The sequence below is a fragment of the Shigella sp. FJ200513 genome (genome assembly GCF_040495915.1).
GTDB lineage: Bacteria > Pseudomonadota > Gammaproteobacteria > Enterobacterales > Enterobacteriaceae > ECMA0423.
The window spans coordinates 1-14,713 of the sequence record NZ_JBDYCV010000089.1 but is presented as its reverse complement, the minus strand read 5'-3'; the positions used below and the strand labels follow the sequence as shown (position 1 = coordinate 14,713).

Sequence of the window (14,713 nt, the reverse complement as noted above, 5' to 3'; positions counted from 1 at the left end):
CGGTGGAGCTGCATGACAAGGTCATCGGGCATTATCTGAACATAAAACACTATCAGTAAGTTGGAGTCATTACCCGATAACACCATTAGCGAAATGCTGAAAGAAGGTGCACAAGTGGATCTGACCGCGAACCAGTTAACGCTGGCGACCGCGAAACAGACATTAACTTATAAGCTGGCGGATTTAATGAATTAATAGCTGCCACAGCTCCCGGCGGCAAGTGACTGTTCGCTACAGCGTTTGCCGTTGGGTAATGCACACATCCCAATCGCCGTACCATCCAGTTGACGGGCAACAGAAAGCGAACCGCCGATCATTGCACAATTTGCTTCTCCACTACTGGACATCGACGCTTTTAAACTTGGCGCTACGTGCGCCGCAGTCGCCTGCTGAACAGGCTCACTACTACACGCCGACAACAATAAAGCGGCACACCCTACCCAAAACGCTGCTCGCATCTCTTCTTCCTCTGATCTTCAAGCCAAACGACACCGCCATAAATAATAGGCAGCACAGAGGGCGGCGTCGAGAGCTGTCCTGCGCGTTGCCCCGCATTTTTACTTTTTTATGGCTATTTTTTTGCCCTCTGTTTGATCAAAACATTCATTACTCTGATGTGGGGGACACAAAAGCGAAAATGCAGAAGAAAGCCATTTGCTAAAATTGAAGGATTACTACTGGGCGCGCAGCAATTTCGTGCGCCCCTCATTTGCGCAATGTAAGGGTGTCATATGATTACTATTGACGGTAATGGCGCGGTTGCTTCGGTGACGTTTCGCATCAGTGAAGTTATCGCCATCTACCCTATTACCCCCAGTTCCACGATGGCAGAACAGGCTGATGCCTGGGCCGGAAACGGCTTGAAGAACGTTTGGGGAGACACACCACGCGTGGTTGAAATGCAGTCGGAAGCGGGTGCTATCGCTACCGTGCATGGCGCTTTGCAGACGGGTGCCCTTTCAACATCGTTTACGTCATCGCAGGGTTTGCTGCTGATGATCCCGACGCTGTACAAACTGGCAGGCGAACTGACGCCATTTGTCCTGCATGTAGCGGCACGTACCGTTGCCACACATGCACTTTCTATTTTTGGCGATCATTCCGACGTTATGGCGGTGCGCCAGACGGGTTGCGCGATGTTGTGTGCGGCTAACGTCCAGGAAGCGCAAGACTTTGCTCTCATTTCGCACATCGCAACGCTGAAGAGCCGCGTGCCATTTATTCATTTCTTTGATGGTTTTCGCACGTCCCACGAAATCAATAAAATTGTCCCGCTGGCCGATGACACTATTCTTGATCTCATGCCGCAGGCCGAAATTGATGCTCATCGCGCCCGGGCGCTCAACCCGGAACATCCGGTGATCCGCGGTACGTCCGCCAATCCTGACACTTATTTCCAGTCTCGCGAAGCCACCAATCCCTGGTACAACGCGGTCTATGACCATGTTGAACAGGCGATGAATGATTTCGCTGCCGCGACAGGTCGTCAGTATCAGCCGTTTGAGTATTACGGGCATCCGCAAGCGGAACGGGTGATTATCCTGATGGGCTCTGCCATTGGCACCTGTGAAGAAGTGGTTGATGAATTGCTAACCCGTGGCGAAAAAGTTGGCGTGCTGAAAGTTCGTCTGTACCGTCCCTTCTCCGCCAAACACTTGCTGCAAGCTCTGCCGGGATCCGTACGCAGCGTGGCGGTACTGGACAGAACCAAAGAACCCGGTGCCCAGGCAGAACCGCTCTATCTGGATGTGATGACCGCACTGGCAGAAGCCTTTAATAATGGTGAGCGCGAAACCCTGCCCCGTGTCATTGGTGGGCGCTATGGTCTTTCATCCAAAGAATTTGGCCCGGACTGTGTACTGGCGGTATTTGCCGAGCTCAACGCGGCTAAACCTAAAGCACGCTTTACGGTTGGTATTTACGATGATGTGACCAATCTGTCACTGCCGTTGCCGGAAAACACTCTGCCAAACTCGGCGAAACTTGAAGCCTTGTTTTATGGCCTTGGTAGTGATGGCAGCGTTTCCGCAACCAAAAACAATATCAAGATTATCGGTAATTCCACGCCGTGGTACGCACAGGGCTATTTTGTTTACGACTCCAAAAAAGCGGGCGGCCTGACGGTTTCTCACCTTCGCGTGAGCGAACAGCCGATTCGTTCCGCTTATCTCATTTCCCAGGCTGATTTTGTTGGCTGCCACCAGTTGCAGTTTATCGATAAATATCAGATGGCTGAGCGTTTAAAACCTAGCGGCATTTTCCTGCTTAATACGCCGTACAGCGCAGATGAAGTGTGGTCGCGCTTGCCGCAGGAAGTTCAGGCCGTGTTAAACCAGAAAAAAGCGCGCTTCTATGTGATTAACGCGGCGAAAATCGCCCGCGAATGTGGCCTGGCGGCCCGTATTAATACCGTCATGCAGATGGCTTTTTTCCATCTGACGCAAATTCTGCCTGGCGATAGCGCCCTCGCAGAATTGCAGGGTGCGATTGCCAAAAGTTACAGTAGCAAAGGTCAGGATCTGGTGGAGCGCAACTGGCAGGCTCTGGCGCTGGCGCGTGAATCCGTAGAAGAAGTTCCGTTGCAACCGGTAAATCCGCACAGCGCCAATCGACCGCCAGTGGTTTCCGATGCCGCCCCTGATTTCGTGAAAACCGTAACCGCGGCGATGCTCGCCGGGCTTGGTGATGCCCTCCCCGTTTCGGCGCTGCCGCCAGACGGCACCTGGCCGATGGGCACCACTCGCTGGGAAAAACGCAATATCGCCGAAGAGATCCCCATCTGGAAAGAGGAACTCTGTACCCAATGTAACCACTGCGTCGCCGCTTGCCCACACTCAGCTATTCGCGCAAAAGTGGTACCGCCTGAAGCGATGGAAAACGCCCCTGCCAGCCTGCATTCGCTAGATGTGAAATCGCGTGATATGCGCGGGCAGAAATATGTCTTGCAGGTGGCACCGGAAGATTGCACCGGTTGTAACCTGTGCGTCGAAGTTTGCCCGGCGAAAGACCGTCAGAATCCAGAGATTAAAGCCATCAATATGATGTCTCGCCAGGAACATGTCGAAGAAGAGAAAATCAATTACGATTTCTTCCTCAACCTGCCAGAAATCGACCGTAGCAAACTGGAACGTATTGATATTCGTACATCGCAGCTGATTACACCGCTGTTTGAATATTCAGGTGCTTGCCCCGGTTGTGGCGAGACGCCGTATATTAAATTGCTGACTCAGCTCTATGGTGACCGGATGTTGATCGCTAACGCCACCGGCTGTTCTTCAATTTATGGCGGTAACCTGCCCTCTACACCGTATACCACCGATGCCAACGGTCGTGGGCCGGCATGGGCGAACTCTCTATTTGAAGATAATGCCGAATTTGGCCTTGGTTTCCGCCTGACGGTCGATCAACACCGTGTCCGCGTGCTGCGTCTGCTGGATCAATTTGCCGATAAAATCCCGGCGGAATTACTGACGGCGTTGAAATCAGACGCTACGCCAGAGGTTCGTCGAGAACAGGTCGCAGCTTTACGCCAGCAACTCAACGATGTTGCCGAAGCACATGAACTTCTGCGTGACGCAGATGCACTGGTGGAAAAATCAATCTGGCTGATTGGTGGCGACGGCTGGGCTTACGATATCGGCTTTGGCGGTCTGGATCATGTATTGAGTTTGACGGAAAACGTCAACATTCTGGTGCTGGATACGCAATGCTATTCCAACACCGGTGGTCAGGCGTCGAAAGCGACACCGCTGGGTGCAGTAACTAAGTTCGGCGAGCACGGCAAACGTAAAGCGCGTAAAGATCTTGGCGTCAGTATGATGATGTACGGTCATGTTTATGTGGCGCAGATTTCTCTCGGCGCGCAGCTGAACCAGACGGTGAAAGCGATTCAGGAAGCGGAAGCGTATCCGGGACCATCGCTGATCATTGCTTATAGCCCGTGTGAAGAGCATGGTTACGATCTGGCTCTCAGCCACGACCAGATGCGCCAACTCACTGCTACCGGCTTCTGGCCGCTATATCGCTTTGATCCGCGTCGTGCCGATGAAGGCAAACTGCCGCTGGCGCTGGATTCACGCCCGCCGTCAGAAGCACTGGAAGAAACGTTACTTCACGAGCAGCGTTTCCGTCGTCTGAATTCGCAGCAGCCAGAAGTGGCAGAACAGTTATGGAAAGATGCTGCAGCTAATTTGCAAAAACGCTATGACTTCCTAGCACAAATGGCCGGAAAAGCGGAAAAAAGCAACACCGATTAAATGCTCTGGATAAGGATTATCCAATTCTAAAAAAAAAGCCCGGACGACTGTTCGGGCTTGTCTTTTTATATGTTGGAAAATCAGTGGCAATGCAATGGCCCAACAGAAAATAAAATCTGTGACAATAAAGGCATATAACCCGCGCAGAATAACGTATAGGAAATTAAAAGTATAATTTTTATTTTGTATGTATTATCTTCGATACATTCACCAGACTTATTATCATTTCAGAGGAATTATTTGATTAAGGTTTTACTTAAGGCGTAACAAATGATATTTATCGGCTAACTGAACTTCTCCTTTAGGATGTTTTCACTCCCCGAAATGGGGATAAAAGGCAAATAAAATAACTAAAGGATTTATTCAATGAAAAGAAAAGTACTGGCACTTTTAATTCCTGCCCTGCTCGCCGCAGGTGCTGCACATGCAGCCGAAGTTTATAATAAAGACGGCAACAAATTAGATCTGTATGGCAAAGTTGATGGCCTGCATTATTTTTCTGATAATTCAGCGAAAGATGGCGACCAGAGCTATGCGCGTCTGGGTTTTAAAGGCGAAACCCAAATTAACGATCAACTTACTGGCTACGGTCAATGGGAATACAATATTCAGGCAAACAACACTGAATCTTCAAAAAACCAGTCATGGACCCGTCTGGCATTTGCCGGACTGAAATTTGCAGATTACGGTTCTTTCGATTACGGACGTAATTATGGCGTAATGTACGACATCGAAGGCTGGACCGATATGCTGCCTGAATTTGGCGGTGACTCTTATACCAATGCAGACAACTTTATGACTGGTCGAGCCAATGGCGTCGCGACTTATCGTAATACTGATTTCTTCGGTCTGGTAAATGGTCTGAACTTCGCGGTGCAGTATCAAGGTAACAACGAAGGAGCCAGTAATGGTCAGGAAGGCACCAATAACGAACGCGATGTTCGTCATGAAAACGGTGACGGCTGGGGTCTTTCCACAACATATGATTTAGGCATGGGCTTTAGCGCTGGTGCGGCATACACCTCTTCTGACCGCACCAATGACCAGGTTAACCATACTGCGGCGGGTGGTGATAAAGCAGACGCGTGGACTGCTGGGCTAAAATACGATGCTAACAATATTTACCTAGCAACCATGTATTCAGAAACGCGTAATATGACCCCGTTTGGCGACAGCGATTATGCAGTTGCGAACAAAACCCAGAACTTTGAAGTTACTAGTACCAGTTTGATTTTTGTCTGCGTCCGGCAGTCTCTTTCCTGATGTCTAAAGGCCGTGACCTTCACGCTGCTGGTGGTGCAGACAACCCGGCAGGTGTTGATGATAAAGATCTGGTTAAATACGCCGATGTTGGCGCGACTTACTATTTCAATAAAAACATGTCCACCTATGTTGACTATAAAATCAACCTGTTGGATGAAGATGACAGTTTCTACGCTGCCAACGGCATCTCTACCGATGATATTGTCGCTTTAGGTCTGGTTTATCAGTTCTAAATCCTCCTGCCCGCTGTTATGGCGGGCTTTTTCTGCTTATTCTTCCTCCTTTGATCTAAATTAAAAATGTGAACTCCGTCATTACACAAAAAGTGTCATCTGGCGTTACACTTTATGCGGATACTAAAACAGGAGGTTTTATGAACAGAACGATTCTTGTCCCTATCGATATTTCAGATTCAGAATTAACTCAACGCGTGATTAGCCACGTTGAGGCAGAGGCAAAGATTGATGATGCAGAGGTTCATTTCCTGACGGTAATACCTTCACTGCCCTACTATGCCTCTCTGGGTTTAGCGTATTCCGCAGAATTACCGGCAATGGATGACCTGAAAGCGGAAGCCAAATCGCAACTGGAAGAGATCATTAAAAAATTTAAACTGCCAACCGACAGAGTGCATGTCCATGTTGAGGAAGGCTCGCCCAAAGACCGCATTCTGGAATTGGCGAAGAAGATCCCCGCTCATATGATCATCATTGCTTCCCATCGACCGGATATCACCACTTATCTGCTCGGTTCCAACGCCGCAGCTGTAGTGCGTCACGCAGAGTGCTCCGTGCTGGTTGTGCGCTGACACTAACGCCCGCACATTGCTGCGGGCTTTTTGATTCATTTCGCAAATGTGCTGACATTTTCCCCTCTAATCCGTACCATACACGCCACAGTTTTTATATCAGATTTCTTATGCTGAGCGTTCCGGCATGACGCATACTCTTCTGATGCCATATAACGAATTGAGTCGCTTTTAAATGTCGCAAAATCAAGAAATTAGTAAGAAAGAACAATACAACCTGAACAAATTACAAAAACGTCTGCGTCGTAACGTGGGCGAAGCCATTGCTGACTTCAATATGATTGAAGAAGGCGATCGCATCATGGTTTGCCTCTCCGGGGGTAAAGACAGCTATACCATGCTGGAGATTCTGCGCAATTTGCAGCAAAGCGCGCCAATCAATTTTTCGCTGGTGGCTGTTAACCTCGATCAAAAGCAACCGGGCTTCCCGGAACACGTTCTGCCCGAGTATCTTGAAAAGCTGGGCGTTGAGTACAAGATTGTTGAAGAGAACACTTACGGTATCGTGAAAGAGAAGATTCCAGAGGGCAAAACCACTTGCTCACTGTGTTCTCGGCTACGTCGCGGTATCCTTTATCGCACCGCAACGGAACTGGGGACGACGAAGATCGCGTTGGGTCACCATCGTGACGATATCCTGCAAACGTTGTTCTTAAATATGTTCTACGGCGGCAAGATGAAAGGTATGCCTCCGAAACTGATGAGCGATGATGGCAAACATATCGTTATTCGTCCACTGGCCTACTGCCGCGAGAAAGATATTCAGCGATTTGCCGATGCAAAAGCGTTCCCGATTATTCCGTGCAACCTGTGCGGTTCACAGCCTAACCTGCAACGTCAGGTGATTGCTGACATGTTGCGTGACTGGGATAAACGTTATCCAGGGCGTATCGAGACGATGTTCAGCGCGATGCAGAATGTGGTGCCGTCGCATCTGTGCGATACCAACCTGTTCGATTTCAAAGGCATTACCCACGGTTCTGAAGTGGTTAACGGGGGTGATCTGGCGTTTGATCGCGAAGAGATCCCACTACAACCGGCGGGCTGGCAGCCAGAAGAAGATGAAAATCAGTTGGATGAGTTACGGCTGAATGTGGTTGAAGTGAAATAACCAGGATAGCGCCCGATGCGCAAGCGTATCGGGCTACTCTTATGGAGGCCGGATAAGACGCGGCCAGCGTCGCATCTGGCAATCCCGAATAAGATGTTTACTCTTGCACCCGGCAATTCAACATTTCATTATTTTAATAACCGCACCCGGCACGTTTTTCCTTTAATCTTCCCGCCCTGTAACTGTTTCCATGCTTTATGAGCAACAGCCTGACGGACCGCGACATAGACATGCGCCGGATGCACGGCGATTTTGCCAATATCTGCGCCATCAAGCCCGATATCTCCTGTCAGTGCACCTAATACATCACCCGGGCGCATTTTGGCTTTTTTCCCGCCATCGATACACAACGTTGCCATTTCTGCTTCCAGCGTCACAATGGAACTATTAGCTGGCGGCGTTTGCCAGTTAAGTTTTATCTGCAACATGTCAGAAATGATATTGGCCCGCTGTGCTTCTTCCGGAGCACAGAAACTGATCGCCAGACCGCTATTTCCTGCACGAGCTGTACGACCGATGCGATGTACATGAACTTCAGGGTCCCACGCCAGCTCAAAGTTCACCACCAGCTCAAGCGATTTAATATCCAGACCACGCGCAGCAACATCAGTCGCAACCAGTACACGGGCGCTACCGTTAGCAAAACGTACCAGGGTCTGATCGCGTTGCTCCAGATCGCCGTGTAACGACAATGCACTTTGCTCTACTTCATTCAGCGCGTCGCAGACAGCCTGGCAATCTTTTTTGGTATTGCAAAACACCACACAAGAGGATGGCTGATGCAAGCTTAATAACCGTTGCAACAGAGGAATTTTGCCTTTACTGGATGTCTCATAAAATTGTTGTTCAATGGGTGGCAAAGCATCTGTTGAGTCAATTTCAATCGCCAAAGGATCGCGTTGCACTCGTCCGCTGATTGCGGCGATGGCTTCCGGCCAGGTTGCCGAAAACAGAAGCGTCTGTCGAGATGCAGGCGCAAAACGGATGACATCATCAATGGCATCGCTAAATCCCATATCCAGCATGCGGTCGGCCTCATCCATCACCAAAGTATTCAGCGCATCCAGTGATACCGTGCCTTTTTGCAAGTGATCCAGCAAACGACCCGGCGTTGCCACGATAATATGCGGCGCATGTTGCAGCGAATCACGCTGCATACCGAACGGTTGACCACCGCACAACGTCAAAATTTTGGTATTTGGCAGAAAACGCGCCAGCCGACGCAATTCACCTGCCACCTGATCCGCCAGTTCACGCGTAGGACACAGCACTAAAGCCTGGGTTTGAAATAGCGACGCATCAATTTGCTGTAACAAGCCGAGGCCAAAAGCCGCCGTTTTGCCGCTGCCGGTTTTCGCCTGCACGCGAACATCTTTTCCGGCAAGGATCGCCGGAAGCGCGGCGGCCTGCACCGGCGTCATGGTTAAATAACCCAACTCATTAAGGTTCGTGAGTTGGGCGGGAGGCAAAACATTCAGGGTAGAAAAAGCGGTCACAATCTATTCTCGTGGTCATCGACGCAAAGTTAGCAGGCGCGTATCCTCGCAGATCTACGCTCACGATGCGACAATTTAATCGGTTCTTCATCGGGTGGTGGGTCAGGCATGGGTTGCGGGCGAGGGATCGGATCGGGCACTGGAACAGGATCGCCAGGAATCGGTTCAGGGACAGGAATTTGCAAATAAATAAGTGTCGTCATATTTCCCTCCGGTCATTGGGTGGACTCTTAAAGGGTAGACGCTGATAAATAACAGGCAAAAAAAAGCCGACTCATCAAAGTCGGCGTCGTACGAATCAATTGTGCTATGCAGTAATTCAAAAAAGGAAGTAAGACAATATGGAGCGCAACGCCCATCGCTTGACGTTGCATTCACCTGCAAGGGAGATATTGCCCTGAATGGGTAGAGAGTTTATTGACTTCGCTCAAACTTTGCGGCGTTTTTGTATACAGACAGCCGGAAAAATTGCTTTTTTTACAACCATTTACTACGGTGCAACCATAAAGCAACACCACCAATAAGAACAACTAACAGAATACAAAAAATTGAAAATCCGAATTGCCACCCGCCGCCAGGGATCCCACCAAGGTTGACGCCAAATAACCCGGTCAGAAAGGTACTGGGTAAAAAGACCATTGCCATCAACGACATTGTATAGGTACGACGAGCTAAATTTTCCTGCATCACCTGAGCGATTTCATCCGCCATCACGCCAGTCCGTGCTATACAGGCGTCGATTTCGTCAAGGCCGCGCCCAAGGCGATCGGCAATATCCTGCATCCGACGGCGTTGGTCATCGCTCATCCACGGCAAACGTTCACTGGCAAGACGAGCATAAACATCACGTTGCGGTGCCATATAGCGACGCATCACAATTAATTGTTTGCGCAGCAGAGCCAGGAATCCACGCGGTGGAATTTGCTGATCAAGGAGATTATCTTCAAGGTCGATAATTTTATCGTGCAGCTGCTCGATAAATTCACTGGAATGATCGGTCAACGCATCGCACACATCCACCAGCCATCCCCCGCAATCGGTCGGACCCGTGCCCTCTTCCAGATCGCTCACCACATCGTCCAGCGCCAGCACTTTGCGTTGTCGGGTCGAAACAATTAACCGCCCGTCCATATATACACGCATGGCGACCAGTTGATCGGGGCGTTCATCGGTGCTGCCGTTTATACAGCGCAATGTAATCAGCGTGCCTTCACCGAAACGGCTGACTCGGGGCCGTGTGCTCTCGCCCGCCAGCGCATCACGTACGTTATTGGGAAGCAGCGGTGTTGTCGCCAGCCATTGGGCGCTATCATGGTGTACATAATTAAGGTGGAGCCAGCAGGGATGCGCTTCATCAATCACATCTGTATTTTCCAGCGGTTTAACGCCGCCTCTACCATCCAGCATCCAGGCAAATACTGCATCCGGGACATTAACGTCCGATCCCTTAATCGCTTCCACTGTGCCTCCATCATCAACGCATTATTTTGTAGTCTAGCCTTCTGGCCCTGTTACGCAACATCTCATCACCCCATTACCCTGAAATGATTAATAAAATTCTGTCTAAATTGAATACAAAAAGCAAAATGCTTTTCCGTATACAAACCGTGTGAAGTGTTAAATAGCGTCTATCATTATCAGAATTATCTGATCATATGACGTGGCTTTTTTGCGATCGGATAGCAACAAAAATTGATAAAAATAACGGGATCTCAATGATTACGCACAACTTCAATACCCTGGACTTACTCACCAGTCCTGTCTGGATTGTTTCGCCCTTTGAGGAACAGTTAATTTATGCCAATAGCGCGGCGCGACTGTTGATGCAAGACCTCACGTTTAGTCAGCTACGAACCGGACCCTATTCCGTCTCCTCACAAAAAGAACTGCCGAAATACCTCTCCGATCTGCAAAACCAACACGATATTATCGAAATCCTCACTGTTCAGCGTAAAGAAGAGGAAACAGCATTAAGCTGTCGGCTTGTTTTGCGAGAGCTGACAGAAACAGAACCGGTGATTATTTTCGAAGGTATCGAAGCGCCGGCAACGCTGGGTTTAAAAGCCAGTCGCTCGGCAAATTATCAGCGCAAAAAACAAGGTTTTTATGCGCGCTTTTTTCTGACTAACTCTGCACCAATGTTGTTGATTGACCCGTCACGAGATGGACAAATCGTCGATGCTAACCTCGCCGCGCTCAATTTCTATGGTTATAACCATGAAACGATGTGCCAGAAACATACCTAGGAAATAAATATGCTTGGGCGTCGCGTCATGCCTATCATGCATGAAATTTCGCATTTACCCGGCGGTCATAACCCTTTGAATTTTGTTCATAAACTGGCGGATGGATCTACTCGTCATGTGCAGACCTATGCCGGACCGATTGAAATTTATGGCGACAAGCTCATGTTATGTATTGTGCATGATATTACTGAGCAAAAACGGCTGGAGGAGCAGCTGGAACATGCTGCTCACCATGACGCGATGACCGGATTACTGAATCGGCGACAGTTTTATCACATTACGGAACCAGGCCAAATGCAGCATCTCGCCATCGCTCAGGATTACAGCTTGTTGCTCATCGACACCGATCGTTTTAAACACATTAACGATCTCTATGGGCATTCTAAAGGTGATGAGGTGTTATGCGCCCTCGCCCGCCCCCTCGAAAGTTGCGCTCGCAAAGGCGATTTGGTGTTTCGTTGGGGAGGCGAAGAGTTTGTCTTATTGCTACCAAGAACCCCACTGGATACCGCGCTTTCGCTGGCTGAAACTATCCGCGTAAGCGTGGCAAAAGTGAGTATTTCGGGCTTACCACGCTTTACCGTCAGCATTGGTGTGGCGCATCACGAAGGAAATGAAAGCATCGATGAACTGTTTAAACGCGTTGATGATGCTTTGTATCGGGCGAAAAATGATGGACGCAACCGCGTGCTGGCGGCATAAGCCGCGGATGCGTCTCGAGATCAACGACTGCGCTTAGCGTGGCGCTCCCAGTTTTCTTGCTTCGCCTGCGCCGTTTTACGTAGTGCGACGTAACACGCCCCGCTGCCGCCATGATGCGGTAGCGCGGTGCAATATGCCTGAACATCATCAAATTCGGTCAGCCAGCGCGCCACATAGCTGCGGACAATATTGGCATGTGATTTATCTTCCCGCCCTTTACCATGAATAATCAGCACATTACGCAAACCATCCGCCAGGGCTTGTTGAATGAAACTGAACACCATTTTGCGGCACTCTTCCACCGGCTGGCGCAAAAGATTCAGGCTCGCCTGTTGCGGATATTTACCACTGCGCAGCTTATCCAGCACCCCATGCTACAACCCTTCCTGCCGAAACTCCAGCGGCTGACTTAGCGGGATGATGTCGAGAAATCCGGTAGTGAGGAAATTATCAAGCTGCAGCGTGTCGATACGCTGCGGCGCACGTTGGTTACGCGTTGGATGCCAGTGGACATCTGTAGCACGTTTCAGCGGCTGGACATCTTCCATGGCGTCAAGAAACAGCGATTTGTCGTCAAGGTTCATGTAACCTCCTATGCACCTTCACACGTCGTGATTCAGACGGGTTAATTGTTCATACTTACTGCATCGTTCCCTTCACAGATTGAAACAATACTCTACTTCATACCTGTGAGTATCTGCGCAGGCGGGGCATTTTATACTAGCCTGTTAGCAGTATCGAACAGTTTAGCCCGAGTTTAATTCAGCACAGGCTCCGATCAGGATGATTTATTCATAGCAGGAACCAACAAAAATGCGATAAATAACAGACCACTGATTAGCAGAAAGGTACCGAAAATGCCATAGTTTGCGCCTCCCTCAGCATCAATTGACTCAATAATTTGGTTGAAGCCAGTATTTCCGATGTCTGGTCACTTCTACTGCGATTAAAAAATAAAGCACTTCTGGAAATGAAGTCATTCACCGTATGGGGAACAGAAACCATTTTTTCACCCATTCTCGAAAAATGAAAATTAGTTCGATTATTGAGAATAGAGCCACACAGGGCAATACCAATCGCGCCCCCAAGATTACGTGTTAAATTAAATACACCAGAGGCTAACTTCAGCCGTTCTTTTGGAATTCCCCCCAGCGTTAATGTTACGATGGGGGCCATCGCAAACTGCTGCGAAATCCCTCTAATTGCCTGTGGAAACAGTAATTCCTGCCATCCCCATTCGTGGGTTATAGGGGTAAAAAGATACATTGAAAACACAAATCCGCCCAGCCCCGCCATCAACAGCCATCGCAGATTTATTTTTTTACTTAACCAGAAGTAAAAGGGAACAGAAAATAACTGGAAAATACCTGTTGTGCAAACGGCAAAACCTATCTCTTCGGCATTTAATCCGCGAATCTGCCCCAAAAACACAGGTATTAAATATACAGTAGAGAATATCCCAACCCCTCCAGAAAAAGAAAAAAAACATCCCAGAGTGAAATTTTTATCCTTAAAAGCATGAAGATCCATTATCGGATTGGATATTGTAAGTGTACGCGCAGCAAATAAAATAAAACTCACCAATGCCAGAACTGATGTCAGCAAAATAGTATTATCATCCAGCCATCCCCAGCGCGCTCCTTCTTCAAGGGTATATTCCAGACATCCCAGAGTCATGGCCAACAGGATAATACTCGGATAATCAGCAACTTTCAGTAAAGAGAGATCAGGTTTATCAAAATTAACCAGAAAAGGAATACTCAAAACTAAATATATGCCAGGTAATATATTGATATAAAATAGCCATCGCCAGTCGAGGTTATCAGTGAGCCAGCCCCCCAGAGTTGGCCCTAGCGTCGGTGACAGTGAGGCCAGCGCACTGACTACCGCAGCAGCCAACCCCAACTCTTTACCCTGGTAATAAATAAACGCCATCGTGAAAACTAAAGGGATCATGGATGCGCCAGCAGCTCCCTGTAAAGCACGAAACAAAATCATGATCTGAATATTCCATGCAAGTCCACACGCGATTCCACACGCGATTCCACACGCGATACTCATTAAAGTAAATATTCCCGCGGATAGAGTAAAAAGCCAACGAGTGGAAAATACCCGTGACAGCCACCCAGAGAGCGGAATAACAATAATCTCAGCAATTAAATAGCTGGTCTGAAGCCAGGCCATTTCGTCTTTACCTGCGGACAGACCACCACCTATTTCATTTAGGGATGACGATACAATTTGAATATCAAGCTGAGCAATAAATAATCCCATACACATACTGGCGAAAGCAATATGTTTACGCATAGACATCATCTCTCATCAACACTGACGGTGACGGACAGTCCCGGGCGAAGAAGTTGCTTTAATTCCTTTGCGTCGTCAAATGCAATCCGTACCGGGACACGCTGAACAATTTTGGTGAAATTGCCAGTGGCATTTTCTATCGGAATCAAGCTGAAACTGGCTCCTGTCGCTGGGGAAAGGCTTTCAATGTGACCGTGAAACACTTCCCCTTTGAGAATATCAGCACGGATCTCAGCCTTCATTCCTGGCTTCATTCCCGCTATTTGGTTTTCTTTATAATTTGCATCAACCCACAACTCACTGACTGGTACTAGTGAAACTAACGATGTGCCGCCTTCCACCCAACTGCCTGTATGGGCGCTGCGGTTTGCGACAATGCCATCAATCGGCGCACGAACCACGGCAGCCTGACGGCTGCAAATTGAAAACCGCCCCTGTTCGTCCTGTTGTTGCCGCACGCTCCGCAGAATATGTATGCTCTGAGGACCTGTTTTATTAAGGACTCATCCTCTTATGTTGACCCG

General features: G+C 48.8%; 10 protein-coding genes and 5 pseudogenes. 7 read left to right on the top strand and 8 right to left on the bottom strand.

Going from position 1 to position 14,713, the window contains the following annotated elements; translation table 11 throughout:
• Positions 1–2: 2 nt before the first annotated feature.
• The gene (locus ABZJ92_RS16510) at positions 3–59 is read left to right on the top strand and encodes an IS1 family transposase (RefSeq protein ID WP_003032489.1); all 57 of its coding nucleotides are present in this window, start codon (positions 3–5) and stop codon (positions 57–59) included.
• Between the two features lie 16 nt (positions 60–75).
• Positions 76–195: pseudogene (locus ABZJ92_RS16505) on the top strand (heat shock protein HslJ); the annotation flags it as partial.
• Here the strand turns inward: ABZJ92_RS16505 and ABZJ92_RS16500 are convergent.
• The gene (locus tag ABZJ92_RS16500) at positions 192–458 is read right to left on the bottom strand and encodes a putative hemolysin (protein ID WP_014532269.1); all 267 of its coding nucleotides are present in this window, start codon (positions 456–458) and stop codon (positions 192–194) included. The pseudogene ABZJ92_RS16505 and the gene ABZJ92_RS16500 overlap by 4 nt on opposite strands.
• Before the next feature lie 273 nt (positions 459–731).
• Between ABZJ92_RS16500 and nifJ the strand changes: the two genes are divergently transcribed.
• The 4 genes and pseudogenes from nifJ (at position 732) to ttcA (ending at position 7,438) form a co-directional block, all read left to right on the top strand.
• On the top strand, positions 732–4,256 hold the full coding sequence (gene nifJ / locus ABZJ92_RS16495) for a pyruvate:ferredoxin (flavodoxin) oxidoreductase (RefSeq protein ID WP_000628265.1): 3,525 nt from the start codon (positions 732–734) through the stop codon (positions 4,254–4,256).
• A 366-nt stretch (positions 4,257–4,622) separates the two neighbouring features.
• Positions 4,623–5,752: pseudogene (gene ompN, locus ABZJ92_RS16490) on the top strand (porin OmpN).
• Between the two features lie 140 nt (positions 5,753–5,892).
• Entirely contained in the window at positions 5,893–6,327 is a 435-nt protein-coding gene (gene uspF, locus ABZJ92_RS16485) for a universal stress protein UspF (RefSeq protein WP_001295593.1), read from the top strand.
• A gap of 175 nt (positions 6,328–6,502) precedes the next feature.
• Positions 6,503–7,438, top strand: coding sequence for a tRNA 2-thiocytidine(32) synthetase TtcA (gene ttcA, locus ABZJ92_RS16480; RefSeq protein WP_000081423.1), 936 nt, complete (start codon positions 6,503–6,505; stop codon positions 7,436–7,438).
• Positions 7,439–7,566: 128 nt separating this feature from the next.
• Here ttcA and dbpA read toward each other — a convergent pair whose 3' ends face one another.
• The 4 genes from dbpA to ydaN form a co-directional block, all read right to left on the bottom strand.
• Positions 7,567–8,934, bottom strand: a complete 1,368-nt coding sequence (dbpA, locus tag ABZJ92_RS16475) for an ATP-dependent RNA helicase DbpA (protein WP_000123730.1) — start codon at positions 8,932–8,934, stop codon at positions 7,567–7,569.
• 29 nt (positions 8,935–8,963) lie between these two features.
• Entirely contained in the window at positions 8,964–9,137 is a 174-nt protein-coding gene (gene ynaL, locus ABZJ92_RS16470; RefSeq protein WP_001296046.1) for a proline-rich small protein YnaL, read from the bottom strand.
• A 274-nt stretch (positions 9,138–9,411) separates the two neighbouring features.
• Positions 9,412–10,395 carry a zinc transporter ZntB gene (gene zntB, locus ABZJ92_RS16465; RefSeq protein WP_000387377.1) on the bottom strand — a complete coding sequence of 328 codons (984 nt, stop codon included), beginning with the start codon at positions 10,393–10,395 and terminating at the stop codon, positions 9,412–9,414.
• A gap of 13 nt (positions 10,396–10,408) precedes the next feature.
• Positions 10,409–10,456 (bottom strand): protein YnaN, encoded by a 48-nt coding sequence (gene ydaN, locus ABZJ92_RS16460; RefSeq protein WP_211180494.1) that lies wholly within the window; start codon positions 10,454–10,456, stop codon positions 10,409–10,411.
• Between the two features lie 193 nt (positions 10,457–10,649).
• Between ydaN and dgcM the strand changes: the two are divergent.
• A pseudogene (gene dgcM / locus ABZJ92_RS16455) lies at positions 10,650–11,882 on the top strand (diguanylate cyclase DgcM).
• A gap of 20 nt (positions 11,883–11,902) precedes the next feature.
• Here the strand turns inward: dgcM and smrA are convergent.
• The 3 genes and pseudogenes from smrA to ABZJ92_RS16440 form a co-directional block, all read right to left on the bottom strand.
• Positions 11,903–12,466, bottom strand: a pseudogene (gene smrA, locus ABZJ92_RS16450) (DNA endonuclease SmrA).
• Positions 12,467–12,719: 253 nt separating this feature from the next.
• Positions 12,720–14,198: a DHA2 family efflux MFS transporter permease subunit gene (locus tag ABZJ92_RS16445; protein WP_162471441.1), complete on the bottom strand. Its 1,479-nt coding sequence runs from the start codon at positions 14,196–14,198 to the stop codon at positions 12,720–12,722.
• A pseudogene (locus ABZJ92_RS16440) lies at positions 14,195–14,629 on the bottom strand (efflux RND transporter periplasmic adaptor subunit); the annotation flags it as partial. The pseudogene ABZJ92_RS16440 and the gene ABZJ92_RS16445, both read right to left, overlap by 4 nt.
• Positions 14,630–14,713: the final 84 nt, after the last annotated feature.